Annotated in this window: 22 protein-coding genes; 16 read left to right on the top strand and 6 right to left on the bottom strand. The window is 64.6% G+C overall.

The annotated features are described in order from the left end of the window. Window positions 1–16: 16 nt before the first annotated feature. Complete coding sequence (locus F3K02_RS13870; protein WP_177136211.1) at window positions 17–6,829, bottom strand: beta strand repeat-containing protein; 6,813 nt, start codon at window positions 6,827–6,829, stop codon at window positions 17–19. A gap of 470 nt (window positions 6,830–7,299) precedes the next feature. Between F3K02_RS13870 and F3K02_RS13865 the strand changes: the two genes are divergently transcribed. Genes F3K02_RS13865 through F3K02_RS13850 form a run of 4 tightly spaced genes read left to right on the top strand, consistent with a single transcriptional unit; the run spans window position 7,300 to window position 9,522 of the window. Continuing rightward, the gene (locus tag F3K02_RS13865; protein ID WP_218179466.1) at window positions 7,300–7,818 is read left to right on the top strand and encodes a phage tail protein; all 519 of its coding nucleotides are present in this window, start codon (window positions 7,300–7,302) and stop codon (window positions 7,816–7,818) included. Between the two features lie 46 nt (window positions 7,819–7,864). Continuing rightward, entirely contained in the window at window positions 7,865–8,395 is a 531-nt protein-coding gene (locus F3K02_RS13860) for a phage tail protein (RefSeq protein ID WP_177136209.1), read from the top strand. Window positions 8,396–8,426: 31 nt separating this feature from the next. Further along, window positions 8,427–8,966, top strand: coding sequence for a phage tail protein (locus F3K02_RS13855; protein ID WP_177136208.1), 540 nt, complete (start codon window positions 8,427–8,429; stop codon window positions 8,964–8,966). A 1-nt stretch (window position 8,967) separates the two neighbouring features. After that, window positions 8,968–9,522, top strand: a complete 555-nt coding sequence (locus F3K02_RS13850) for a GNAT family N-acetyltransferase (RefSeq protein WP_177136207.1) — start codon at window positions 8,968–8,970, stop codon at window positions 9,520–9,522. Between the two features lie 66 nt (window positions 9,523–9,588). Here the strand turns inward: F3K02_RS13850 and F3K02_RS13845 are convergent, their stop codons facing one another. Further along, a complete protein-coding gene (locus F3K02_RS13845; RefSeq protein WP_246309470.1) occupies window positions 9,589–9,999 on the bottom strand; it encodes a DUF6916 family protein in 411 nt (136 codons plus the stop codon). Between F3K02_RS13845 and F3K02_RS13840 the strand changes: the two genes are divergently transcribed. Then, the gene (locus F3K02_RS13840; RefSeq protein WP_177136389.1) at window positions 9,959–10,270 is read left to right on the top strand and encodes a CoA transferase; all 312 of its coding nucleotides are present in this window, start codon (window positions 9,959–9,961) and stop codon (window positions 10,268–10,270) included. The genes F3K02_RS13845 and F3K02_RS13840 overlap by 41 nt on opposite strands. A 389-nt stretch (window positions 10,271–10,659) precedes the next feature. Here the strand turns inward: F3K02_RS13840 and F3K02_RS13835 are convergent, their stop codons facing one another. The 4 genes from F3K02_RS13835 to F3K02_RS13820 form a co-directional block, all read right to left on the bottom strand. Then, window positions 10,660–11,688 (bottom strand): helix-turn-helix transcriptional regulator, encoded by a 1,029-nt coding sequence (locus F3K02_RS13835; RefSeq protein ID WP_177136206.1) that lies wholly within the window; start codon window positions 11,686–11,688, stop codon window positions 10,660–10,662. 67 nt (window positions 11,689–11,755) lie between these two features. Then, the gene (locus F3K02_RS13830) at window positions 11,756–12,943 is read right to left on the bottom strand and encodes a serine hydrolase domain-containing protein (RefSeq protein WP_177136205.1); all 1,188 of its coding nucleotides are present in this window, start codon (window positions 12,941–12,943) and stop codon (window positions 11,756–11,758) included. 779 nt (window positions 12,944–13,722) lie between these two features. Beyond that, window positions 13,723–14,346, bottom strand: a complete 624-nt coding sequence (locus F3K02_RS13825; RefSeq protein ID WP_177136204.1) for a tyrosine-type recombinase/integrase — start codon at window positions 14,344–14,346, stop codon at window positions 13,723–13,725. Window positions 14,347–14,653: 307 nt separating this feature from the next. Further along, complete coding sequence (locus tag F3K02_RS13820) at window positions 14,654–15,472, bottom strand: DNA-binding transcriptional regulator (RefSeq protein ID WP_177136203.1); 819 nt, start codon at window positions 15,470–15,472, stop codon at window positions 14,654–14,656. Between the two features lie 108 nt (window positions 15,473–15,580). Between F3K02_RS13820 and F3K02_RS13815 the strand changes: the two genes are divergently transcribed. The 11 genes from F3K02_RS13815 to F3K02_RS13765 all read left to right on the top strand — a co-directional run bounded on the left by F3K02_RS13815 (window position 15,581) and on the right by F3K02_RS13765 (window position 26,552). Then, window positions 15,581–16,576: a Bug family tripartite tricarboxylate transporter substrate binding protein gene (locus F3K02_RS13815; protein WP_177136202.1), complete on the top strand. Its 996-nt coding sequence runs from the start codon at window positions 15,581–15,583 to the stop codon at window positions 16,574–16,576. A gap of 16 nt (window positions 16,577–16,592) precedes the next feature. Then, window positions 16,593–18,353 carry an FAD-dependent oxidoreductase gene (locus F3K02_RS13810; RefSeq protein WP_177136201.1) on the top strand — a complete coding sequence of 587 codons (1,761 nt, stop codon included), beginning with the start codon at window positions 16,593–16,595 and terminating at the stop codon, window positions 18,351–18,353. Continuing rightward, window positions 18,350–19,303: a 3-carboxyethylcatechol 2,3-dioxygenase gene (locus F3K02_RS13805; protein ID WP_343067089.1), complete on the top strand. Its 954-nt coding sequence runs from the start codon at window positions 18,350–18,352 to the stop codon at window positions 19,301–19,303. Before F3K02_RS13810 ends, F3K02_RS13805 begins: the two co-directional genes overlap by 4 nt. Before the next feature lie 10 nt (window positions 19,304–19,313). Next, on the top strand, window positions 19,314–20,102 hold the full coding sequence (gene mhpD, locus F3K02_RS13800) for a 2-keto-4-pentenoate hydratase (RefSeq protein ID WP_177136199.1): 789 nt from the start codon (window positions 19,314–19,316) through the stop codon (window positions 20,100–20,102). 25 nt (window positions 20,103–20,127) lie between these two features. Further along, window positions 20,128–21,069 (top strand): acetaldehyde dehydrogenase (acetylating), encoded by a 942-nt coding sequence (locus tag F3K02_RS13795; protein WP_177136198.1) that lies wholly within the window; start codon window positions 20,128–20,130, stop codon window positions 21,067–21,069. An 11-nt stretch (window positions 21,070–21,080) separates the two neighbouring features. Beyond that, complete coding sequence (gene dmpG / locus F3K02_RS13790; RefSeq protein ID WP_177136197.1) at window positions 21,081–22,139, top strand: 4-hydroxy-2-oxovalerate aldolase; 1,059 nt, start codon at window positions 21,081–21,083, stop codon at window positions 22,137–22,139. Between the two features lie 55 nt (window positions 22,140–22,194). Further along, the gene (locus F3K02_RS13785) at window positions 22,195–23,055 is read left to right on the top strand and encodes an alpha/beta fold hydrolase (RefSeq protein WP_177136196.1); all 861 of its coding nucleotides are present in this window, start codon (window positions 22,195–22,197) and stop codon (window positions 23,053–23,055) included. Window positions 23,056–23,137: 82 nt separating this feature from the next. Beyond that, window positions 23,138–24,250, top strand: a complete 1,113-nt coding sequence (locus F3K02_RS13780) for an alcohol dehydrogenase catalytic domain-containing protein (RefSeq protein ID WP_177136195.1) — start codon at window positions 23,138–23,140, stop codon at window positions 24,248–24,250. Between the two features lie 13 nt (window positions 24,251–24,263). Beyond that, on the top strand, window positions 24,264–24,803 hold the full coding sequence (locus tag F3K02_RS13775) for a cupin domain-containing protein (RefSeq protein WP_177136194.1): 540 nt from the start codon (window positions 24,264–24,266) through the stop codon (window positions 24,801–24,803). Window positions 24,804–24,813: 10 nt separating this feature from the next. Beyond that, window positions 24,814–25,500, top strand: coding sequence for a flavin reductase family protein (locus F3K02_RS13770; RefSeq protein ID WP_177136193.1), 687 nt, complete (start codon window positions 24,814–24,816; stop codon window positions 25,498–25,500). 62 nt (window positions 25,501–25,562) lie between these two features. After that, window positions 25,563–26,552, top strand: coding sequence for a Bug family tripartite tricarboxylate transporter substrate binding protein (locus tag F3K02_RS13765; protein ID WP_177136192.1), 990 nt, complete (start codon window positions 25,563–25,565; stop codon window positions 26,550–26,552). Window positions 26,553–26,579 lie beyond the last annotated feature (27 nt).

Genomic DNA, 26,579 nt, shown 5'->3' with positions numbered 1-26,579 from the left:
GCGGGTTTCGGCGCCATCACTTGGCTGCGGGGGCCGCGGCAGGCGTCTGCCTGCCGAACCCGACGCCAAAGTCGAAGCGCACCATCAGGCCCCCCGTGAGGCGGCGCACCAGGGGATTCGCCGTGGTCACCCGGGCGCCCGGCGGCAGGCTGACCGGATCGACCTTGAACACGAAGTTGCGCCCGTGGGCGCGTGCCCCTGTATCAATGCCTTCCAGGTGGAAGCGTCCGTAGCTGTCGGTCTGCACCACCAGGCCTTCGGGGCTGGCCAGACGCACACCGGGAATGCCCACTTCGGAGACCCCGTGGTTGGTGATGACGTAGTCGACACGGTGTTTGCCCTCCAGCGGCGTGACCGTGCGCTGCACGCGCAGGTCCTGGTGGTTCAGGCCGGCGGCCACATCGCCCGCGTGTTCGTAACGCACTTCACCGCTGGGCTTCACGACGATTCGGGCCCCTTCCCCGCTGGTGATCACGCTGTCGCCGCTGAACACCGGTTCCGTCACCCACTGGCTGATCACCACCCGGGGCAGGGGCACCGTCTCGTCGTCGCCCTCGCGCCCACGGACCGTGCCGATGCGGATGCCGCGCAACAGCGGAACGCTCGCGTCCGGCTCGGGCTGCGCACCCTGTCCGCGGTCCACCGTGGTGGAGCCGGCCACGTACACCGCCGGATCGAGGCCGCCCTGGATGCGCACGTCCTGCGCGTCGGCGCTGTCCTGCCAGCCGTCGCCGTCCTGGTCGATGAACACCTTGCCGATGATGGAGGTCTCATCGGCGTCGGCGTCGGCGATCACCACCACCACGGCCTTGGCCGTGTTGCCGACTTTCCCGCCCTCGTTGAACGAATCGGCCGTGCTGCCGGCCTTCCCGACCACGAGGAACGGATCGGCCGTGTTGACGGCATCGCCCCGGCGCGCGTTGGCGCCCACCCGCATCACGTAGCTGATGTACGCCCGACCGTTGCTCGCCAGGTCGATCTGGCCCAGTGTGATCGGGCCGATCCCGTCGACCGAACCGCGCGTGTCCTCGTCCTGGAAGCGCACGCTGCCCGGCACCAGGCTGAAGCCCGGCGGCGGCGTGTCCACGATCTGCAGGCCGTCCACCTCGCCGTCGTTCTCCGTGAGGTTGTCCACCTGCAAGGTGTAGGACACGAAGTCGCCCACGCGGACCTGCTTCGTCTGCGCGGTCTTGATCACACGGACCCGCACCTGGCACTGCTTGACCTTCACCACGATCCGGGCGCTGTCGCAGTTGTTCGACACGCTGCGCTGGCAGATCCGGTACCCGATGACGTAGGTGCCGCCCGGCGTGCCGCCCGGCACAGTCACATCCCCCGTGGCCGTGTTGAGTTCGGGAACGGGCTTGCCCGGGTTGGCGGGTTTGGCCGCAGAGGTCACTGTGCCCAGAAAGTCGGCCGCGCGGATGGGGCGGCCGTCCAGGGTGTCGTTCTTGTAAGCGTTGCCCACCACCACGTCCGATTTGGCGCACATGGCCTCACCGAAGTCATCGTCCTTCGCCTGCACCACGGCAGCAGTGACCAGCGTCGTCAACACGACGCGGCAAGATGCCTCCTGGCTACCCGAGGCACACATGTTGTCCGTGACCGTGGCCACGTTCACCACCCGGCGGGCCCGCACGTCGGCCGCGGTGACCCGGTAGGTGCCCTGGAGCACACAGGTCTGGCCCGGCAGCACGCTGGCACAGACCACATTGCCGGGGTTGATCAACGCATCGCTGATCACCACGTCGGTGAGGGGCACAAAGCCCGTGTTGCTCACGGTGACGCGGTAAGTCAGGGTATCGCTCAGCGACACCTGGCCGTTGCCGTCCTCGTCCGCATTGCTCACCAACTGCATCTCCAGGCTCTGGCTCGGGGTCGCGCTGACCGTGAACACGAAATTGCGGCTCGACTCCTGGCTGTTGGCGTCGGTGGCAGTCACGGTGATGTTGAAGACACCCACCTGCGTGGCGGTGCCCGACAGCAAACCGGCGGCGCTCAGGCTCAGGCCCGAGGGCAACGCGCCCGAGGTCAGCGCGAAGCTGTAGGGCGCCACACCGCCGGTGGCGGTGATGAGCTGGCTGTAGGCCTCACCGGCCACCGGTTCGGGCAGCGTGGCGGGCGCCATCACGATGGTCGGTGCGGCCACCTCCACCACGTAGTTCTGGGCGATCGCAAACGGCGACCCCGCGCCGGTCAGCACACTGTCGGTCGCCGTGATGGTGACCGGATAACTCCCCGGCGCGGTCGGTGTGCCCGACAGCGTGCTGCCGCTGAAGCTCAGCCCCGTCGGCAAGGCGCCGGTCAGTGCGTAGGTGTGCGGGCCCGGGCTGCCGCTGGTGCTGAAGCTCTGCGTGTAGGCGCTGCCATAGGGGGCCGTCAGCGTGCCGGCGGCCGGCGTCATGGTCAGCGTCGGTGCGCCGATGACCAGGGTGTAGGCGCGGCTGCCGGCCTGGCTGAAGCTGTCGGTCGCGGTGACCGTGAAGTTGAAGCTGCCGACCTCGGTCGGCGTGCCCGTGAGCGCACCACCGGTGCCCAATGTGAGGCCCGCGGGCAGGCTGCCGCTGGACAGGGCGAAGCTGTAGGGCGCAATGCCTCCGCTGGCCGTGAGCGTCTGGCTGTAAGCCACCCCGGGGGTGGGGTTGGGCAGCGTCGTCGGGCTGACCACCACGGTCGGCGCGGCCACCTCGATGGTGTAGTTCTGGGTGATCGAGAACGGCGCGCCGGTACCCGTCAGGCCAGAGTCGATCATCGTGATGCTGATGTTGAAGCTGCCCAACTGCGTCGGGGTGCCCGAGATCGTGTAGCCGCTGATCGACAGGCCGGACGGCAGCGTGCCAACCATCACGCGGTTGTAGGGGCCCGGGCTGCCGCTGACGGCGAAGGTCTGGCTGAAGGGCACGCCATAGGGCGCGTTGAGGGTGCCCGGGGGCGGTGTCATGGTCAGCGTGGGCGCGCCCACCACCAGGGTGTAGGCGCGGCTGCCGGTCTGGCCATTCGCATCGGTCGCGGTCACGGTGACCGGGAAGCTGCCGGCCTCGGTGGGCGTGCCGCTCAGTGCTCCCCCGGCGGACAGGGTCAGACCGGAGGGCAGACTGCCGGCGCTCACGGAGAAGCCGTAGGTGGCCACGCCACCGCTGGCGCTGAGGGTCTGGCTGTAGGCCGTGCCGGCTGTGGCGCCCGGCAGGGTCGCCGGACTCACCACGATGGCCGCGGCGGCGACGGTCAGCGTGTAGTTCTGCGCGATCGAGAACGGCGCACCGGTACCGGTGGAGCCGGTGTCGGTGGCCGTGATGGTGAAGTTGGTGCTGCCCGGCACCGTGGGTGTACCCGCGACGGTGTTGCCCGAGAACGTCACCCCGGTCGGCAGGGGGCCCCCTGTCAACGCGTAGTTGTACGGACCGGTGCCGCCGCTGGCCGTGAAGCTCTGGCTGTAGGGCGCGGCATAGGGCGTGTTGAAGGTGGTGGCGGCCGGGGTCAGCGCCAAGCCCGGCGCGGCCACGCTCAGCACGAAAGCCTGGCCGACCGTGTACGGGCCGTTGCCGGTGCTGCTGTCGGTGGCGAAGACGTTGAGCGTGAAGCTGCCGGCCTGGGTCGGGGTGCCGGAGACGGTGACGCTGTTGGCCGTGGTACCGGTGATCGACAGACCGGCGGGCAGGTTGGTCACCTGGAAACCGCTCCAGGGCTGCGCCCCACCATTCCAAGTGAAGGTCTGGGTATACGGTGTGCCGACGGTGGCCGCGAAACCACCGCTTGCAGTGATGGTGATGACCGGGTCGTTCACCGTGACCGTGACCGTGGCCGGCGCCGAGGTGCCGCCGCTGTTGGTCGCCGTGTAGGTGAAGCTGTCGGGGCCGGCATAGCCAGTCGTCGGCTGGTAGGTGATGCTGGTGCCACTGGCGATGGCCGTGCCATGGCTCGCGGCGGTGCCCACGGCCACCGAGGTTGCCGCGCCACCGGTGATGTTCAGCGTCACCGGCGTGGCGGCCGCGTTGTACGCCACGGTGAGCGACACCGCGTTGGCCACCGGCGGGACGTCGATCACGGTGATCGCATACGCCTGGGTCGCGGTGTACGGGCCGGTGCCGGTGCTGCTGTCGCTCGCGGTGATGCTGAAGTTGAAGGTGCCCGGTGCGCTGGGGGTGCCGGTGATGGCGCCGCTCGCGGCGTTGAGGCTCAGACCGCCCGGCAGGGCTCCCACGGTGACCGCATAGCTGTAGGGCGCCGTGCCGCCCGAAGCCACCGTGATGGCGTCGGCGTAGGCTGTGCCCACCGTGCCACCCGCCAGGCTGGTCGCCGGCAGCACGATGGTGGGAGCGGTCACGACGAGCGTGTAGGACTGGCTGCCCGCGAACGGACCCGGGAAGGGGCTGCTGTCGGTGGCGGTGGCGGTGAAGTTGAAGCTGCCGCCCGCCGTCGGCGTGCCGCTGAGCACACCCCCTGCAGACAGGGTCAGGCCCGCGGGCAAGGCGCCGGCCGTCACCGCGAAGCTGTAGGGCGACACGCCGCCGCTGGCGGTGAGGGTCTGGCTGTAGGCCGCGGTGACGGCGCCGTTGGGCAGCGTTGCCGGGCTGATGCTCACCGGCACGTCGTCGTTGGTGATGGTGCCCACGCCCTGGTTGTCGGAGATGGTGGCATTGCTCGCACCACTGAGGTTGACGAAGAAGGTTTCGCCGGCCTCGGGCACGGTCTCGCCCGCCACCAGCACCGTGACGGGCTGGGTGGTCTGGCCCGGGGTGAAGGTCAGCGTGCCACTGCTGCTGGTGTAGTCGGCCGGTTGGTTGGCGGTGCCGTCGGCGCTCGCGTAGTTGACGCTGACGGTCTGGCCGCTGGCCGCACTCAGGGTGACGGTGAAGACGGCGCTGGTGGTGCCACTGTTGCCCTCGAGCACGGTGACGTCGTTGATGGACAGGCTCGGCAGCGGATCGTCGTTGACGATGGTGCCCAGGCCCTGGGCGTCCGCGACGACGGCGTTGACCACGTTGGTCACGTTGACGAAGAAGGTCTCGCTGGGCTCGTTGAGCACATCCCCGTTGACCTGCACGGAGAAGCTGTAGGTGCTGCTGGCGGCCGGGATGGTCTGGCCGGTCAGGCTGTTGGCGACGTAGTCGGCGCCCGCCGTGGCGGTGCCGTTGGCGGTGGCGATGTCGAAGGTCACGCCGCCCGGACCGGCCGGCTCGCTGAGGCTCACCGTGAAGGTGAAGTTTGTGGTGCCGGCGTTGCCTTCGCTGGCGGTCACGTCGTTGATGGTCAGCGTCGGCAGGTCGTCGTTGAGGATGGTGCCGGTGGCGCTGGTCGGCACGCCCACCGTGTAGCCGGTGCCGGCCGCGAGGGTGAGGCTCACCGTCTCGTCGGTTTCGATGGTGGCATCGGCGGTCGGGTCGACCGTGATGGTGCCGGTGGTGTTGCCGGCCGGAATGACCAGCGGAGAGGTCACGGCCGCGTAGTCGGTGCCGGAGGTGGCGGTGCCGCCCACGGTGAAGTTGATGGACAGCGCCGAGAACGACGCCTGGTTCAGGGTGACGGTGTAGACCAGGTTGCTCGCACCGTCTTCGGCCACGCTGGCCGGCGCCACCGCGATGGAGGCCGTGGGCACATCGTCGTTGAGGATGGTGCCCGTGGCGCTGGCGGGCGCGCCCACGGTGTAGCCGGTGCCGGCGGCGACCGTCAGGGTGACGGTTTCATCGGTCTCGACCGTGCCGTCCACCGTGGGGTTGATGGTGATGGTCGCCGTGGTCGCGCCGCCGGGGATGCTGACGGTGGCGACGCCGCCGGTGTAATCCACGCCCGAGGTGGCGGTGCCACTGGTGGCAATGTTGACCACCGTCGCCGAGGCCAGGTTCAGGCTGCGGGTGACGGTGTAGACGAGGTTGGTCGCGCCGTCTTCAGACACGCTGGCGGGGGAAACCGCGATCGACACCGACGGCGGCGGGCTGACGTTGAGCGTGAAGCTTTCGAGTTCGAAATATGCCGAATTGCTGGGGGTGCTGGCGTCGGTGACGCGCAGTGAGACCGGGTAGGCGCCCGTCGCGGCGGCCGTGGTGCCGCTGATCACGCCGGCGCTGGAGATGGAAATGCCCGCCGGGAAGCTGCCGGTTTCGAGCAGATAGGAATAGGGTGCAACGCCACCGACGCCGGTCAGGGTCTGGGAGAACGCCACGCTCTGGATGGCGGTGGCGCTGGTCGGTGTGATGGACAGCGTCGGGTTCTGCACCGTGCCGGTGTAGCCCTTGTCCACGAAATCCGCGGTTGGCGTTGTCGAATCGGTCGAGCGGACGGTGAAGCTGTAGCTGCCGCGCTGGGTCGGCGTGCCGCTGAGCACCCCGGCGCCAGACAGGCTGAGGCCGACCGGCAATGTGCCGGATTGCAAGGTATAAGTGTAAGGCGCGGTGCCGCCGCTGGAGCTCAGGGTCTGCGAGAACGGCGTGCCAGCGGTCAGGGTCGGCAACGACGCCGGGGACACCACGATGGCCGAGGCTGGCGGGCTGATGGTGACGTTGAAAGTGAGAAAGTCACCGTTTTCATCGTCCAGCTTGAAGGTGTCGGTGGTGGTCGCGCTGCCATTGTGGGTGTAGGTGACCGTTTGATTGCCAGGCCCGGACTGCAGGCTGAGAATCGCGGTGCCATTTACCGGCAGGTTGGGCGGGTTAGGCCCACCCATCCCGAAATTGAACGGACCATCACAATTGGCCAGATCGATTGAGGTCACCGACCCGCCATTGCTCACCGTGAGGTTTTGCGTAGGGCAGTAGGGCGACACCCCCTGGGCCATCGCCAGACTCGGCAGGCACAACGCCATGGAGAGCCAGATCCATCGCGTCAGTGACATCCGACAAGTGCGCAAGACACGCACCCACGCAACAACCAGATTCAGAAATCTTGACGGCATTCTTGCCCCCCCTCAAGGTCGATTCGACTTGTTCTATTGACTGGAACGGCACACGGAATGCCCCATCAGAGCGGCCAGTATAGTTACAGAGAGCTACACAAAAAGTAGCGAATTTACAACGTCAGCCCTTTATTTTTCAGTTTTTTCAGATGATTTCCGTGAGGATTTTTACGAAAAAACACCCACCCCGTCCGTTGACCGTCGCCCCTTGTCAGGCGCCTTCCCCGGCAGGATCCTGGCCCGTCCGCGGCCCCGGCAAGCGCTGAGACGACACGCGGTCCGAGCCGCCGACGCGGTCTTGCATCGACCGGTTGATGCACACAGAATGCACCGAGCCGGAACGGCAGCTGTGCCGGCCAACCATCACCTAAGGAGGGACTGAAGTGAGCGACTTCTTCATTGGCCAGGTCATGATGACCGGCTTCAATTTCGCGCCGAAATTCTGGGCGCAATGCAACGGCCAGTTGCTGCCGATCAGCCAGAACCAGGCGCTGTTCTCACTGCTGGGAACGCAGTTCGGGGGCAACGGCACCACCAACTTCGCCCTGCCCGACCTGCGCGGACGCTCACCCGTGGGTTATGCCAGCTCGGTGGACCCGAACTGGCAGCCCCCGGCGGTGCAGATGGGCCAGACGGGCGGCGCCGAAACCGTCACGCTGCTGTCGAGCAACCTGCCGGCGCACACCCACACCATGGCGGCGTCGACCGCACCGGGCGACAACCGCACCCCCGTGAACCGCCTGCTGGCCACCAGCACCAACACCGCGACGGCGGCCAACCTGTACGCCCCCTCGAACGGTGCGCTGGTGGCGATGAACGCCCAGTCGGTGGCCACGGCCGGCGGCAACCAGCCGCACCCGAACATCCAGCCCTACACCGCGATCAATTTCTGCATCGCGCTCAGCGGCATCTTCCCCTCGCGCGACTGACGGCCCGACCCCAGGGCACCAGACAGATCATTCGGAGCACCGTTTCATGTCCACACCTTATATCGGCGAAATTCGCATGTTCGGCTTCGGCCGCACCCCCATCGGCTGGCAGGCCTGCGACGGCAGCCTGCTGCCGATCTCCCAGTACGACACCCTGTTCGCCCTCATCGGCACCACCTACGGCGGCGACGGCCAGAGCACTTTCGCCGTGCCCGACCTGCGTGGCCGCCTGCCCATCCACCAGGGCCAGGGCCCGGGGCTGAGCAACTACGTCATTGGCCAGATGGCCGGTACCGAAAACGTGACGTTGCTGACGACCCAGATGCCCATGCACGCGCACACCATGGTCGCGACCACGGGCGCGGCGACCTCGCTGACACCTGGCAACACTCTGCTGCCGGGCTCTGTCAGCGGCGACGTCTTCTACGCCACCGATGTTGCCGGCGCCACTGCCGCCCCGATGTCCGCGCAATCCACCACCATCGGCGGCGGCTCGCAACCGCACGAAAACACCATGCCCACACTGACGGTGCAGTACTGCATCGCCACCGAAGGCATCTTCCCGCAGCAGGCCTGAACGCGGCAAAACCCCACAAAGGAATCAGATCATGAGCGAACCCTTTATCGGCGAAATCCAGATGTTCGGCTTCAACTTCAACCCGCGCAACTGGGCGTACTGCAACGGCGCCACGTTGCCGATCCAGCAGAACACCGCGCTGTTCGCCCTCATCGGCACCAACTACGGTGGCAACGGGCAGACCACGTTCCAGCTGCCCAATTTCGGGGCCCGTGCTGGCTGCGAACAAGGCCAGAGCCCGGGGCTCAGCGAACGAGTGCTGGGCGAAACCTTCGGCGTCAGCACGGTCACCCTCACCAGCACCGAAATCCCGACGCACAACCACGGCATCAACGCGTTCGCGCAATCCGACAGCGCCAAAAAGAGCGGCACGCCGAGCAACAACAGCGCACTCTCCACACTGGGCAGCAATACCGCGAAACCGTTCAACGCCGCGTCCCCCAACACCACCTTTGCCCCGAACATGATCTCGCCGAACCAGGGCGGTGGTTTCCCGCACGAAAACCAGCAACCGTATCTCGGCGTGAATTTCTGCATCGCGCTGCAGGGCGTCTTCCCCGCCTTCCCCTGACGTGGCAACCGCCACCCTGCAAGGCCTGGCGCCGTTCCCGCCGGAACGCGCCGATCCCCTGCCCGAACCCGCGCTCTTCACCGAGCGCGGGTTTTCTTTGCGTGCGCTGCGCGACGCGGACCTGCCCTGGCTATGTGATCTCTATGCCAGCACACGCAGCGACGAGATGGCCCAGGTGCCGTGGCCAGACCTGGTCAAACGCCAGTTCATCGAACAGCAATTCACGCTGCAGCACCGGCACTATCTGGCGCACTACCCCGAGGCCTGTTTCTGGGCCATCGAGCACCGGCACAGCGGTGCGGTGGGCAACTGCTATCTGCTGCGCACGTCACCCGAGCACCTGCTCATCCACATCAGCCTGCTTCCGGGCCTGCGCAACGGCGGACTGGGTTTGGCATTGATCCGGCAATGCCAGGCCGACGCGGCCGCCGTGGGGTGTGGCGTGCGACTGCACGTGCTGCAGACCAACACCGGCGCGCGCCAGCTCTACGAACGCCTGGGTTTTGTCGCCGAAGCCGGCGAGGGCTCGCACCTGTTGATGCGCTGGACGCCCTGAAGGGAAGACGGACCGGGGTTGCTACGCCACCGGCCCAGCGCCCGGGTGGGCAAGAAGTGGGGAAGGTCAGTTGAAAACAGCCTGGTACAGGAAGCCGGCTTTCTCGTACGCGATGGGCACCAGAAAGATCCCCACCTCGCCGACTCTCGGGTGGTGCATCGGATAGATTTTTTGCGGGAAGACCACGGCGGCGGTGTTGCGGAACAGCAAGGAAAACGGCTTGCGCATCGGGTGGGGCGCGGCGGCTCCAATGGCCCGGGCCTCGACCAGTACGAACTCCAGACTCACGTCGTCCAGCCGGGTGGCGAAGGGCTCGTTTACGCAGCCCGAAAAGTGTTCCAGCGTCAGCAGTTCCATGAAGTGAGGCTCCTTGCCCCACACGTAGGGCAGTCGCTCATTATCGTCGCTGGAAATCTCCACTTCTGGGCGGTACTGAATCGGGTACAGGGTCACCTGCGGGCCCGTCAACAGCGCCATTCAGGCGCTGGAGCACGAGCAAACCCGCGCCATCGGCATGGTGTTGGATGTCGAGGACGGGCTCGGAGGCCACGCGCGTGGTTTGGGCCTGCCGGTCACGCTCAGCCGCACACCGGCCACCCCTACCACCACGAAGGCACCTCACGTGGGCGAACACTCGACCCAGGTCCTTACGGAGTTCGGCTTCTCCGACGCGGAAATCAATGCTTTGGTTGAAGCCGGCGTCATGTCGCCGGCAACGCAGGTTCCCACACAAGTGACCACAATCTGAAATCGTTGCAGGGGTAGCAAACTCAATTGGCTGCTTTTTGCTGGTACCGGTTCCCAAGGGGATTACAGCAACTTGACTTTGGCCTGAAGCGGCGTCGCGCCGTAGGTCAGCTTGCAGGCACCACCGCGCCCTCACTCTATCGGCCAGGAGCGGCCAATCATCGGTCGCAGAAACGGGCGATAAACGTGAATCTTCGCGGACTGCCGACTAGCAAGCGAAGCGCTGCTGAGTGAACGTCAGCCAATGGGGGCGCTCCTTTGAGGCGGCAGCATTTGCCGACCACTGAACATGGAATGACGGATTTTCGACGTTGCGCCTGGTGTCCTGCCGCAGGATCGAAGCCGAATGGTCTCGACTTGGCACGGGGCGCAAGGTGCACGTCGGGACGGTCAGGGATGCCGCTTCCACGCGTGCCGCCGAAGCGATATAGATGGCAGTTCGTTGAAGCGTTGCCGGAACAGTTTCGCAAAGTACCCCAGGTTGGCGAAGCCCCAGTCTGCAGCGATCGACTGGACGGTGGCGCAGGGCCGGGCCAGCAGCAACTCCGCTCGAACACCCTGCAGGCGTTGTTCCCGCAGCGCTTCCATGGGCGTGCAGCCCCTGTACTCACGAAAGGCCTGACCGAGCGAACGCACACTCACCCCCGCCACTGCTGCTAGTTCGCTCAGCGTGGGCGCATGTCGCGCGTTTTCGCGGATGTGCCGCTCCGCGGCCAGAACGTGGCGCGGTGCGAGCCGATATTCGCTTTGTGCTGCGGGTTGGTCCAGGTGCGTGCGCCACTGTGTGAGCAGGTGCACGCCGATCATTTCTTCCAGATGCTTGCCCAGCGGGCCGGCCTGCACCGCTTCGGGCATGTGTGTGATGCACTGGCACACATAGCTCAGCAGTCCGATCCAGGGTGAGCCCGAACCGCCCAAGCGGAAGGTGCGCAGCCACAGGCGCTCATCGGCCGGTTCTCCAAACCAGCGCTCGTACAGTTGGGCCAGCGCGTCGTGCTCAAAGGTCAGGTTCACCTGCAAATGGTTGTGATCGAAATCCACCCAGTAATGGGTGCGCGAGTTGTCCACCAAGAAAGCATCGCCCACACCGGTATCGCTGAATGTTCGCAGCTCACTCCAGTGCCGGGCCGATCCGCGCAGCGTGGTCAGCACCATTCCGGTACCGGCTTCGGGCGAGAAGTCCTTGATGTTCACCGGGATGCCGTACTTGAACCGGCTCAGTGTGATGTGCCCGATCCGCGTTGCATCGAGCACCGAATCCGGCTTCCTGGCCTTGCCGATGGGCGTGACGTTGTAAGGCATGTACACCTTGTCCGACCACTGGCGAATATCGTCCCACTCGCTGGAGGCCACCAGCCGGTGGTTCGTGCTCGGACGCCCGCTGGCATCGTGGACCAGCACATTGCGGATGGCTTCCATGGGTTTGTCTCCATCGCTGATGTCATTGCACGCCGGGCAACCCGACCCGGCGTGGCCTCAGATCGGCTCAGCGGTGATGGTAGACCGCTGTCTCGAATTCCACAAACCCGGGGTAGGACGCCGCGTCCTGGAACGGCAATATCTGAGTACCCCAGTAGCCGCCGATGCCGTTCTTGCGGTCAATCCAGTAAAAACAGTTGGCCAGACCCGCCCACATCAGCGAGCCGGCAGGCCGCCCGCTTGGCGTGTCTTCACGGTTGGTCATGAAAGTGTAGCCCCAACCCTTGCCGGTGCCCGGGAAGAACTCGCCCGTGTTGCTTAGCGAGGGGACGGAGGTCGTCCAGCCACCAGCCGACAGCCCCATGTCGGCCAGTCCGTCCTTGCACATCGCGGCGACCGTCTCGGCCTTGAGAACACGGCCGTTCGGTCCGGCGCCATCGTTGAGCATCATGCGGATGAACTTCATGTATTCGCCCACCGTGCCATACAGGCCATGCCCGCCGCAGTCCATCTCGGGTGGCTGCGGCAAAGCCAGATCGGGCAGCGGTGTTAGCTTGCCGTCGATCGCGCGGTCGTGGATGGTCGCGCGGCGCTGCGCCATGGACTCGCTCATGGTGAAGGCCATGTCCTTCATGTCCAGCGGTTCGAACACCCGCTGACGCATCACATCGCCCAAGCGCTTGCCGCGGAGGTTCTCGATGATCAATCCAACCCAGTCCATGTTCACGCCGTAGGTCCATGCGGCGCCGGGGTCGTGCAGCAGCACCGTGCGAATCGACGCGTGCGTGCACGACACCACAGTGGGGATGCCCTTGGCGGCGCGGAACTTCAGGTCGTCGTTGCTGAAGAACTCGTAACAGAGGCCGGACGTGTGCAGCATCAGGTCGTTGATGGTGATGCGCCGCTTGGGCGGACGCGTTCTGGGCTGGCCCGCGTCATCAAAACCGTCCAGCACCTGCAGTTCATCGATCTCCGGCACGTACGCTCCAGCAGGGTCGCTCAGGCTCACCTTGCCCTCTTCCACCAGTTGCATCAGGCACACGCCGGCCAAGGCCTTGGTGGTGGAAAAGAGGGCGAGCACCGAATCGGTGGTCATGGCGCCATCCTTGCCCAGCTCGCGCGAGCCGGCGGCGCCTTCATAAAAATTCCCTTGCCGGTTGGTCGCCATGGCCACCACGCCTGGGGATCCACCGTGGCGTTCCACGTTCTGCTTGAGCACCGCGTCCAGCGCGGTCTTCAATTGGGTCGTCGTCATTCTTTGTCTCCATTGCGCGGTTGTATGGATAAACCACAGTGGTCCGCAGCTCACCAGTCTGTGGGCCTGATGGAGTCTAGGATTTGGCGACCCGAATCCCTGTTCGGATCTGGCAGCCGAGTATCTGAGTCTGGCAATTTGCGCCGAGATGGGAGGCTCCGATCTCCAGGCTGTCGATGCACCTCCGCATCGCGTGCGAAACCAGGGGGTAATCTGCAGCACCGAGGCCAACACCTGCCTGATTCCGTCCACCGGCAGCCCAAAAATCCTCGGGCGCGAGGAGTCGTTCTTGAAGCACGGTCAGGCTGGCATATGTTGAGAGGCCGGTGACGGAGGTACAGCGGTCGTTCGACCCTTCCATCCTTGATTGACAGGTGATATCGGCTGCTGATATTCAGACGAGCAAGGTCACTGGCAGCACCCAGCCTGGAGCGACTTTCACAGTTAGGAGTGCGGCTTCGCAGCGGTTGGAGCCAGTCACTGGCGACGGGTGTACTCACGCTGACTGTTACTAAGCTGTCGATGTGCAGAGCGACAGGCGACGGCCCGAATGGCGGCTGTATGAGGTACTGCCGTCATAGGATTTCGGCCCCGGCTGTCGCCGCACGGACAGCTTCCGCATCATCTGGACTGGTGGTACTGATCTTCAAACGACTTTGGTCGCGACAAAGTGAACTACCGCAGTTGGTGTTGAAAGCACCGATCCTGATCGACTCCACATTGCAGCCTTTGAAGGCGGCCGCCCGGTGCCGGCGCAAAGGCCGCCTCCGATGACCACTTCAAATTTCCGTCTGTTCGGAGATTTCAAGGGCGTCGTCGACTTCGATACCCAGGTACCTCACGGTCGATTCCAGCTTGGAATGGCCGAGCAACAGTTGCACGGCTCGGAGGTTTTTGGTGCGGCGATAGATCAACGTGGCCTTGGTCCTTCGCATCGAGTGGGTCCCATACTCGGAACGATCAAGGCCAAGTTCATCCACCCAATGCCCAAGAATCCGGGCGTACTGCCGAGTTCCCAAGTGAGGCGACTCGTGAAGCCTGCTGGGGAAGAGGAAGTCATCTGATTTCAGTGCAGCCTGTTTGATCCAGGCCTGCAGGGCTTCTCGGGTAACTCCCGTGATCTCGAACTGGACTGGGCGCTTGGTCTTGTGCTGCATGACGATGGCACGAGTGGCCACCTGGTCACCATGGGACACGTCACGGACCTTGAGTGCAACGAGGTCGCATCCGCGAAGCTTGCTGTCGATGCCGAGGTTGAAGAGTGCGAGTTCGCGGACCCGGCCTTCCATCTGAAGACGTACGCGCAGAGCCCAGATGTCCTTCACCTTGAAGGGTGCCTTTTGCCCGACGATCTTGCCCTTGTTCCACGGCTCGTGATGAACAGCATTGCCTGAGTTTTCCATGATGGTCTCCCATCGAGTTGAGGGTCCCAGAGCATGCGCTTGACACCGGCATCTCGCGCAGAGTCAAGTCTGAAAATCTCAGTCACCCGAGTCCGTGGACTGCGCTTGAGCGCGGCGGCCAACCATGCGCATTCGGCCAGAACCGGCCGATTGGCTTTGCCGAACCGATGACCTCAGCTAAACAATGTCGGTTGAAGTGGCAGGACGAACCTGCTGCCACTGCTGTCTGTTGTCCCTCAATTACATGGACAGCTTGGCAATGACGTGAAAAGCAAGGGTTAACCCGTTATCCCTAACTGCGCTATGGTCATCCTCGAACCGAGCCGGCCACCCCCGCAGAAATCTCGTTTGAGAGCGCCCGCAGCCGTGGCACGTAGCGCGTAGCGATCTCCCGATCTGACACCGCGTTTTGCTGAAGAACGAGATTGATGGCCCCGATGGCGTGGTGGCCTACGAGTATCGGGAAGCCGATGGCGACAACGCTGGCTTCCGACGCCCATTCCCCCCGGTTCATCGAATAGCCGCGCTTTCTCGTCTCTCGGATGATCCGTTTCACGTAGTCCCCATCGCGCGCCAACACACCGATCGCATCCGTTCTGGCGCGCAGCAAGGCCAGGGTGGCCTCTCGTTCTTCCACGTCGCACCAACTGAGCCAGGCACGGCCCAGTGAAGACACCAGCATGGGAATGCGGATACCAATCGTGGCCCGGTGTTGCGACAGCAGGCTGGCGCGGTGGGTCGATTCCCGCACGATCATGAAGCCCCCATCGGGCGTGGCCAGATCGCTCGGCCATGACAGTGCGCGCAAGTGGTCTTTCATGGCGGGCGCGGCGACCTGGTCGATCCAGTCCACCGCCACATAGCCTTCTGACAGGCGCCGTACTTCAAAGCCGAGTGAATAGAAGGTGCCTTCGTCCTTTTGATGGACAAATCCCTCCCCCCGCAAGGTTTCCAGCAGACGTTTGACCGTGGTGCGATGGATACCGGTGTGCCGCGCAAGGTCGGTCACGCTGCCCACACCGCCAGGCATTTCGTTGAGTGCGCGCAGCACCGCCAACCCTCGGGTCAGACCGCGGACTTCCCGGTACGTGGTGGCGTCTTCTGCAATGGGGGCGAAATTCTTCATGGTGCACTCTGTGCACAGACTATACGCGGATCGACAGCTCCAAGACACTGCGTCGCACTGCAGAAGCAACTGCAGAAAGCGATCAATTCCAAACGTCCAGGAGACAACATGTCGATCAACCGTCGCGAACTCATTTCTTTGGCTGCACTTGGCCTGGGTATGGCCATGGGCCAACCCGCTATGGCGCAAGAGTGGCCAGCACGCCAACCCCTCAGGATCATTGTTCCGTATCCAGCGGGCGGTAACGCCGACTCGGCTGCTCGGGCGATTGCCGAGATCGTGTCCACCAACATCAAGCAGACGGTGATCATCGACAACCGCCCCGGTGCGTCGTCGATCATCGGGACCGAAGCCGTTTCACGCGCACCCGCCGACGGCTACACGCTGGGTGTGGTGTCCGACTCGCACGCCATCAACCATGCGATGGCCAAGCTGCCCAAGTCGGCCGACATTCTGGGCGCCAAGGTGCCCTATGACGCTGTGCGCAACTTTGTGCCGGTGGCCGGGATGATCCAGGTGCCTCTGGTCCTGGTGGTCAACCCCAAGGTCTCTGCGCGCAGCGTCAAGGATCTTGTGGCCATGTCCACCAAGGCGCCAGGTACGAACTTCGGCACGATGGGAACCGGAAGTCCCTGGTCCATCCACATGCACCAGCTGAACAACCTGACAAAGGGCGCCTTTGTCGATGTTCCGTACAAGGGTCTAGCGCCAGCGGCGACCGACCTGCTGGCCGGGCAGATTGACACCATGGTGATGCCGGTTCACTACGCCGCACAGCACATCCGGGCGGGCAAGCTGGTGGCCCTGGCCACACTGGGCGCCCAGCGCCACCCCATGCTGCCCGATGTGCCGACCCTGGCCGAGGCGGGTTACCCCGGCCTGAGCATCGCCAACTACCTGTACTTCGTGGCACCTGCGGGCACCCCACAACCCGTGGTGGATCGCCTCTCGCGCGAGATCAACGCTGCACTGCGCCTGCCGGCCATGCGCGAAAAGATGATCACTTCGGGCGACCCGTACCCCGCCGAACCCAGCGAACTGTCTGCACGGCTGCTGCGCGATATCGACGCGTATGGAACGGTGATTCAAGCCACCGTCAAGTAAACCTTTGGAGGCCTCAATGAAACCCATGGAAGAAACCGACGTCCTCGTCATCGGGTCCGGCCCGATGGGCGCCACCACCGCACTCGCCCTGGCCCGATACGGCGTGCGCGTTCAGATGGTGAACCGCTACAACTGGACCGCCAATACCCCGCGCGCCCACATCACCAACCAGCGCGCGGTCGAAGTGCTGCGCGATCTCGGTGTGGAAGCGGACACGCGACGCGAAGCCACGCCCTGGGAATGGATGGGCGACACCCTGTTCACCACCAGCCTGGCCGGACCGGAGATTGCGCGGTTGCGAACCTGGGGCACGGGTGACAAGCGCATCGGTGACTACCTGCAAGGCAGTCCCTGCACGATGCTCGACATCCCGCAGGACAAGATGGAGCCGATCCTGGTCAAGCACGCAGCGGCTCAAGGTGCGGTGCTGTCTTTCAACACCGAGTACCTCAGCCATGAGCAGGACGCCACGGGGGTCACGGTCTTGCTGCGCGACGTGATGACCGGTCAGGAGCGTCAGGTGCGCGCACGCTACCTGGTGGGGGCGGACGGTGCTCGCTCGAAAGTCATGGATGACGCTGGCCTCAAGGTCGAGGGCCAGTTGGCCCGCGCAGGAACGGCGTACGTGCTGTTCCGCGCCGACCTGACGCGCTATGTGGCCCATCGACCCAGCATCCTGTACTGGATCGTCACCTCTAACGCCGCTTTTGGTGAGATCGGCATGGGCCTGCTGCGTGCCATCGATCCCTGGAACAAGTGGATCGCTGGCTGGGGATTTGACATGGAGAAGGGCGAGCCGGACTTTTCGCCCGAAGAGGTGCTGAAGAAGGTCCGACTTCTGGTCGGTGATCCAAATCTCGATATCGAAATCGAGACCACATCGGTGTGGCACGTCAACCAAGCCTATGCACCGGTGTACTCCAAGGGACGCGTGTTCTGCGGTGGCGACGCCGTGCACCGCCACCCGCCGTCGAGCGGCCTGGGATCGAACACCTGTATGCAGGACGCCTTCAACCTGGCCTGGAAGTTGGCCTATGTGGTCAAGGGCCACGCTGGCGAGCAACTGCTGGACTCCTACTCGCTGGAGCGGGCACCTGTGGGCGAGCAGATCGTGAAACGCGCGAACCAGTCCCGCGTGGACTACGGCCCACTCAACGAGTGCTTCCGTGACAAAACTGCAGCGGATCCAGTGGCCACAGGCCTCACCAAACTGGCCGATCCAGGTCCCGAGGGGGTCGCACGCCGAGAGGCCATGGCCAAGGCACTGGAGCTCAAGAACTACGAGTTCAACGCTCAGGGGGTTGAGCTGAACCAGCGCTGCGTGTCGGGCGCTGTGGTCTCCGATCCGCAGGCTGGAGAAGAGGTGTGGAAGCGCGACCCACAGCTGTACCTGCAGGCCACGACGCGCCCGGGTGCCAAGATTCCGCACGCCTGGCTGATCGGTGTCGATGGTCGCCGCGTGTCCACCCTGGATCTGGTGGGCAAAGGTCGCTTCACATTGGTGACCGGCATCGCGGGTCACGCCTGGGTCAAAGGTGCCAAGTCCCTTGGGCTTCCGTACCTGGACACGCTGGTCATCGGCGCAGCGGGTGCGCAAGATGTCTATTGCGACTGGCAAGCGGTGCGCGAGATCGAGGAAGCCGGCGCGTTGCTGGTCCGTCCGGATGGGGTGGTCGCATGGCGGCACTTCATCGGTGTCGCCAATACCAACGACGCGTGGCATGCGTTGGAGAAGGCCTTGACGGCCGTACTGGCCAAGTCGCTGGAGATCGCGTGAGCGCCCGGGCCTTCCTGGGCATGTCCCACACACCGCTGATGGGCCTCAACCCCATCAGCCCGGCGGTGGAGCGTGAACTCCAAGGCGCTATCGCCGCTGCGCGCGAGCAGGCGCTGGCGTTCAAGCCCGAGCTGATCGTGCTGGTCGCGCCCGATCACTACAACGGGTTCTTCAATGAACTGATGCCGCCTTTCTGCGTAGGCACGCAAGCGCACTCGGTGGGCGACTACCTGACGCCGCCGGGTGACCTGAACGTCGATGCCACTGCGGCAGAAGCCCTGGTGCATTCGCTGATGGAAGCGGACTTCGATGTTGCCCTGTCGCGCCGCATGCAGGTGGACCACGGTTTCGCGCAACCTCTGCAACTGCTGTGGGGCGGTCTGGAGACGCCACCGGTGATTCCCGTCTTTCTCAATGCGGTGGCACCGCCCGGCATTCCCCGCCTGCGCCGTTGCCGCGCGCTGGGTGAGGCCATCGGACGTTTCATGCAGGGAGAAAAGCGCCGCACCTTGTTCATAGGCTCAGGCGGGCTCTCACACGAGCCACCCGTGCCCATGTTGTCGGACCCGGACCCCGCTGTTCGCGACCGCATCACCCTGCGCCAGAACCCCACCGCAGCAGAACGCGAGGCCAAGACGCAGCGCGTGATGGCCGCTGGCATGGCACTCGCCTCGGGGCAGAGCGCCATGAAAGCACTCAACCCGGCGTGGGATCAACGCTGGATGGACGCACTGGCCGGTGACAGCACCGCGCTGGACGCCTTGTGCGCGATGACGGAAGACTCGATCGCCCAGGAAGGCGGCCGTTCGGCCCACGAGTCCAAGAGCTGGCTGGTTGCACGCAGCGCCTTGCCCGGTCTGGGTACGCCTCGCTGCATCCAGCGGCACTACCAGGCCATCCCCGAGTACATCGCCGGCTTCGGTGTCATGTGGCTTGAGCCCACCCTTTAAAGGAATCTCCATGGACCCCCGCATTGACGCGTGGGCTGAGCGCTTGCGCACAGCCGAATCACGCAACGAACCGATCCCACCTCTGCGCGATGAAATTGGCGCTGACCCACAAGGCCACATGGCCTATGCCATCCAGATGGCCAACGTTCGCCACGCAGTTGCCCAAGGGCGCCGTATTGTGGGTCGCAAGATCGGCCTGACATCCCTCGCAGTCCAGAAGCAGCTGGGCGTGGACCAGCCCGATTTCGGCACCCTGTTCGCCGACATGGTGTACGGCGACGACGAAGAAATCCCGATGGTTCGTACCCTGCAACCCAAGGTGGAGGCCGAGGTGGCCCTGGTGCTCGGGCGCGATTTGCCTGAAGCCGATACCACGCTGGTAGACCTCATCTCCGCCACCGACTACGTGTTGCCCGCCATCGAGATCGTTGGCAGCCGCATCGCTGGCTGGAACATCCGTTTCACCGACACCGTGGCCGACAACGCTTCCAGCGGCCTGGTGGTGCTCGGCGGGGTTCCGACCAAGTTGAACGGGCTGGATCTGAAGTACAGCACGATGAGCATGCTGCGCGGCGAAGAGGTCGTGTCCAGCGGCAGCGGCGCTGCCTGCCTCGGTCACCCACTGAATGCAGCGGTGTGGCTCGCCCGCAAGCTGGCCTCGCTCGGACAACCCCTGCGCGCGGGTGATCTGGTGCTCAGCGGTGCGCTCGGCCCCATGGTGCCCGCCAACCCCGGTGACCGCTTCGAGGCGCGCATCGATGGCGTGGGCACGGTGCGCACGCGCTTCTCCGCAGTCTGACGGCCGCCACCCCAAAGGAAACCACATGACACGCAAGCTCAAAGCCGCCATCGTTGGCAGCGGCAACATCGGCACGGACTTGATGATCAAGATCCTGCGCCACGGCCAGCACATCCAGATGGGCGCCATGGTCGGCATCGACGCGGCCTCCGACGGCCTGGCCCGCGCCGCCCGCATGGGCGTGGCCACCACCCACGAGGGCGTGGCCGGCCTCACCCGCATGCCCGAGTTCGCCGACATCGACATCGTGTTCGATGCCACCAGCGCCGGCGCCCACATCCAGAACGACGCCTTCCTGCGCGGCCTGAAGCCTGGCATCCGCCTGATCGACCTGACGCCTGCGGCAATCGGCCCTTATTGCATACCGGTGGTCAACGGCGAAGACCACCTCGACGCGCTCAACGTCAACATGGTCACCTGCGGTGGCCAGGCCACCATCCCCATGGTGGCCGCGGTCTCGCGCGTGGCCAAGGTGCACTACGGCGAGATCGTCGCCAGCATCTCCAGCAAGAGCGCCGGTCCCGGCACGCGCGCCAACATCGACGAGTTCACCGAGACCACCTCCAAGGCCATTGAAGTGGTGGGCGGTGCGGCCAAGGGCAAGGCCATCATTGTGCTCAACCCGGCCGAGCCGCCGCTGATCATGCGCGACACGGTCTACACGCTGAGCGAGCTCGCCAGCGAGGACGCCATTGCCGGATCGATCGAACGCATGGCCGCCGACGTCCAAGCCTACGTACCCGGCTACCGCCTCAAGCAGAAGGTGCAGTTTGACCGCATCGAAGGTCTGAACATCCCGGGCGTCGGTAAGAACCTGACCGGCCTCAAAACCTCGGTGTTCCTGGAGGTCGAAGGCGCTGCCCACTACCTGCCCGCCTATGCAGGCAACCTCGACATCATGACCAGCGCCGCGCTGCGCACTGCCGAACACATGGCCGCACGCATGCTGGCCGCCGTGGTCGCCTGAAGGAGAAACACATGACCACAAAGAAGATCTACATCTCCGACGTCACGCTGCGCGACGGCAGCCACGCGATCCGCCACCAGTACAGCGTGGCGCAGGCCATGCAAATAGCCAAGGAACTCGACGACGCCAAGGTCGATTCAATCGAAGTGGCGCACGGCGACGGCCTGCAGGGCGGCAGCTTCAACTACGGCTTCGGTGCGCACACCGATATCGAGTGGATCGAAGCCGTGGCCAGCGTGGTGAAGCACGCCAAGATCGCTACGCTGCTGTTGCCTGGCATCGGCACCGTGCACGACCTTAAGGCTGCCTACGATGCGGGGGCCCGCATCGTGCGTGTGGCCACCCACTGCACCGAAGCCGACATCTCGCGCCAGCACATTGAATACGCGCGCCATCTCGGCATGGAAGCCGTGGGCTTCCTGATGATGAGCCACATGCAGACGCCGGAGGGCTTGGCCCAGCAGGCCAAGCTGATGGAGAGCTACGGCGCCACGGTCTGCTACGTGGTGGACTCGGGCGGCGCGCTCAGCATGAACGACGTGCGCGAGCGCTTCCGCGCCTTCAAAGACGTGCTCAAGCCCGAGACACAAACCGGCATGCACGCCCACCACAACCTGAGCCTGGGTGTGGCCAACAGCATCGTGGCGGTGGAAGAAGGCTGCGACCGTGTGGACGCCAGCCTGGCCGGCATGGGTGCGGGTGCCGGCAACGCGCCGCTGGAGGTGTTCATCGCCGCGGCAGCTCGCCTGGGCTGGAACCACGGCTGCGATCTCTACCAGCTGATGGACGCAGCCGACGACATCGTGCGCCCGCTACAGGACCGGCCGGTACGCGTGGACCGCGAGACGCTGGCGCTGGGCTATGCCGGCGTGTACTCCAGCTTCCTGCGCCACTCCGAAGTGGCTGCCAAGAAATACGGTCTGAAGGCAGTGGACATCCTGGTCGAGCTGGGCAAGCGTCGCATGGTCGGCGGTCAGGAAGACATGATCGTTGACGTCGCGCTGGACCTGCTGAAGGCGCAAGAACACGAGCGCATCCACGCCCAGCCGGTGATGAGCGAGGCAGGCTGAAAACGCCGCCATCGCCGTCAGCGATATCCCACATCCACACCCTCACGGACACACCATGAACACGCCCATCACCGAGGCGGCGAGCAGCCGCTTCATCACCATCGAAGAAAACGGCCAGCCTCTGAAGCTGCACTACAACGACGTCGGCCAGGGTGACCGCACCGTGGTCATGTTGCACGGGTCGGGCCCAGGTGCCAGCGGCTGGGCCAACTTCCACCGCAACATCGAACCCATGGTGCAGTCGGGTTGCAGGGTGATCCTGCTCGACTGCCCGGGATGGAGCAAGAGCGACAGCATCGTGAGCACCGGCTCGCGTTCCGAACTCAATGCACGCTGCCTCAAGGCCGTGCTGGACGGCCTGGGGATCGACCGAGTGCAAGTGATCGGCAACTCCATGGGCGCTCACAGCGCCGTGGCGTTCGCCCTGGCCAACCCGGCGCGCACGGACAAGCTCGTGCTCATGGGCGGTGGCACCGGTGGCCCCAGCCAGTTTGTGCCCATGCCCACCGAAGGCATCAAGCTCATTGGCGCGCTCTACCGTGAGCCCACGGTGGAGAACATCAAACGCATGATGAACGTCTTCGTTTTTGATGCCAGCAGCCTCACCGAAGACCTCTACCAGCAACGCCTGGCCAACATCCTGGCGCGACGCGACCATCTGGAGAACTTCGTCAAGAGCGTGGAGGCGAACCCCAAGCAGTTCACCGACTACGGTCCCCGTCTGGGTGAGATCAAGGCCCCCACGCTGGTCATCTGGGGCCGTGACGACCGCTTCGTCCCCCTGGACATTGGACTGCGCGTCATCTGGGGCATTCCCAACGCCGAGATGCACATCTTCAACCAGTGCGGCCACTGGGCGCAGTGGGAGCACGCCGACAAGTTCAACCGCATGGTCACCGAGTTCCTGGCGCGCTAGCCCAGGCACTGGCCCATCGCAATGCTCGCCCCCGCCATGCCTGGTCCGCATGGCGTCACATCACCAACCACAAGGAGACAACATGACCAAGATGATGCGTGCAGCCCGCCTGCACAAGATTGGCGATCCGTTTCAGATCGACACCATCCCCATTCCGGAGGTGCGTCCGACCGATGTGCTGGTGGAAGTCAAGGCGGCAGGCGTGGTGCCCAACCTGCGCAACGTCGTCACGAACTACCCGCAGTGGTTTCCCTTCCTGCCCTTGCCCCAACTGCCCGCCATTTACGGCCTCGATTCGGCGGGCATCGTCAGCCAGGTTGGCAGCCAGGTGCGTTCCGACATCAAACCCGGTGACCGCGTCTATGTGAATCCAGGTCTTTCCTGCGGCACCTGCCAGGCCTGTCGGCGGGGCGATCACATCAACTGCACGGCCTACACCTTTCAGGGCTACTTTGGCTTTGGCCCGGGTTCGCAGCAGATCTACGAAGACTACCCCTATGGTGGTTTTGGGCAGTACCTCACGGCGCCTGCGGCCAATCTGGTCAAGCTGCCCGATTCGATCAGCTTTGAACAGGGTGCTCGTTTTGGCTACATGGGCACGTCGTATTCCGCCTTGCGCAAGGCGCAGTTCTCGCCCGGGCAGACGGTGCTCGTTGATGGTGGTACCGGAACATTGGGCCTGGGCGCTGTCATCCTGGCGCTGGCCATGGGGGCCGCCAAGGTGTTTGCGACGGGCCGCAACCAGGCGTTGCTGAAAAAGCTGCACCAGATCGATCCTCGCCGGGTGGTTCCGATCACCCTGGGCGAGAGACCGACCGCAGAGATCGTGATGGAAGCCACCGGCGGCTACGGCGTGGACGCACTGATCGAGACACTGGGCCCCAACGCGCCGGTGGCGACCGTTCTGGATTCCTTCAACGCGCTGCGTCGCGGTGGCAAGGCCATCAACATCGGCGGCGTGGCCGACCCGATTCCGCTGGAGCCGTTCCCGCTCATGTGTCTGCAGAAGTCGTACATCGGCTCGCTCTGGTTCACCACGGCCGAGGGACAAGACATGGCTGCCATGGCCCACGCCGGCACGCTGGACCTCGGCGTGTTCGAACACGAGCGGTTCCCGCTCGACCAGGTCAATGAAGCGCTGGACGCGATCGACAAGCGCACCGGCGGATTCACCAACGTTGTGATCATGCATTGAGGAGACCAGCACCATGACCATCCGACGCATCGTCACCGGCCACAACGCAGCCGGCAAATCCGTCTTTGTCTCCGATTCGGCGACCACCCGCACCACGGCCTTTCAGCATGTTCGGGGTTTCGTGACTTCCCTGTTGTGGGAAACGCTGCCCGGCGCGAAGGTGCCTGCTCAGGCCGGCGATCCTGCGGTGGCTGCGACTTCATGGGTGCCCGCGCCCGGAGGCAGCAACCTCATGTTCATCACGTTTCCGCCCGACTCGGTGATGGGCAGCCCCGACTTCGACCCAGCTGCCGCCGGTGGTGAGTACATGGCCGTGCTGCCCGGGCTGGCCGAGAAGTTCGAGATGGACAACCCGGGCATGCACTGCACCGACACCGTCGACTATGCCGTGTTGCTGGAGGGCGAAATCCATCTGGAGCTGGACGATGGCGCCACCCGCCGGATCGCACCGAAGGATGTCGTGATCCAGAACGGTACCCGCCACGCCTGGCGCAACAAAAGCGACAAGCCTGCGACCATGCTGTTTGTGCTGGTGGGTGCTGCCCGCAACTGAGGAACACCCCATGTACTACGAACCTGGTGTGATTCCTCACGGACTCAAGTACGACCCGTTCAAGTCCTGCGTCGTCCCCCGGCCCATCGGCTGGATATCGACCCTGGACCGTGACGGCAACCACAACCTGGCGCCTTACAGCCAGTTCCAGAACGTCACGTTCGACCCGCCCATCGTGATGTTTGCGGCCAATCAAGACAGCAAGGGCGTCCGCAAGGACAGCGTGCGCAACGCCGAAGACACGGGCGAGTTCGTCTGGAACATGGCCACCTGGGATCTCCGTGAGGCCGTCAACATCAGCGCACAGGAACTGCCACGCGATGTGGATGAGTTCGAACGCGCCGGACTTGAAAAGCTCGCGTCGCGACTGGTCAAACCCATGCGCGTCAAGGGTTCACCGATCCAGTTCGAGTGCACCTACCTGAACACCCTGCGCTTCCCCGGCAACGGTGTGATGGGCAGCGCCGACGTCGTTTTCGGCAAGGTGGTGGCGGTGCACATCGCCGATGAGGTGCTGGACCCGGATGGGTTGGTCGACATCCTCAAGATCCGCCCCATCGCCCGCATGGGCTACTTCGACTACACCACGGTGGACAGCAAGTTCCGCATGGTCATACCCGGTGACCAGCGCGCATTGCTCGGTGGGCTGGAAGGCTCGCCCGACAAGGCACGTGCCGAAGCTCAAACACCTGGTTGAGACCCGAGGGCTGCTGCACGCATGCAGCGGCCCAGGTTCAGAACAACGATCTGGAGACAACGATGAATCGCACTTTCTTTCAGCAAGGTCGCCGCCTAGTGCTGGCCACTTTTTCCACCTTGGCCCTTTTGCCGTTTGCGGCCGAGAGCCAAACCTTCCCGGACAAACCCATTCGACTCACGGTCGGTTTTCCTGCAGGCAGTGGCCCCGATGTGCTGGCACGCGTTGTCGGCCAACGCCTGAGCGAACTGGTCAAGCAGCCTGTCGTCATCGACAACAAGCCGGGTGCTGGCGGACAGATCGCCACGCTGACGGTGGCTCGGGGTCCTGCCGATGGGTACAACCTGCTGCTGGCCGAAGCGGGGTCGGTGAGCATTGCGCCGGCCGCCTTCAGCAAGCTGCCCTACGACGCCGCCAAAGAGTTTGTGGGCGTGGCCGAACTGGCGTATGCGGATTTTGTGCTGGCGGTCCCGGCGAATTCGCCATACCGCACGCTCGATGACATGGTCAAGGCAAACAAGGGAAAGGCCGATCCCCTCAACTTCGCCACATTCGGTGCTGGCACACCGGGTCACTTCGGGGCCGCAGAGTTCGGCGATCAGGCGGGCGTCAAGGTAGAGCCTGTGCACTTTCGCTCCACGGGCGATGCGATCACCGCCATCATGTCGGCACAGGTGAGCGGTGCCTGGATTTCGACCGCCGTGGCGCACGCCCAGATCAAGGGCGGCAAGATGCGCGCGTTGGCCATCACGGCCACCAAGCGGTCGCCGCTGTTGCCCGAGGTACCCACCACGACCGAGGCGGGCATGCCTAAACTGCGCTTCTCAGCCTGGTTGGGTGTCTTGGCGCCGTCGGCCACGCCAGCGGCTCTGGTGGACGCATTGAACAAGCGGCTGGTGGAGTCGGTGCAGTCACCCGAAGTGACTCAGAAGCTCGTGGACGCCGGGTTCAGCGTCACGGGCGCTTCCACTGTAGACACCGACCGCAGGCTCAAAGCCGAAGCCACCCGCTGGGGGGCCATCGTCAAATCGACCGGATTCAAAGGCGACTGAGTCCGTCCGAGGCTTGACTTCCATGGA

Origin of the sequence: Hydrogenophaga aromaticivorans (assembly GCF_013387465.1) — a bacterium.
Classification (GTDB): domain Bacteria; phylum Pseudomonadota; class Gammaproteobacteria; order Burkholderiales; family Burkholderiaceae_C; genus Hydrogenophaga; species Hydrogenophaga aromaticivorans.
Note: the sequence above shows the minus strand (reverse complement) of the source record. Positions and strands in the feature narration are given on the sequence as shown.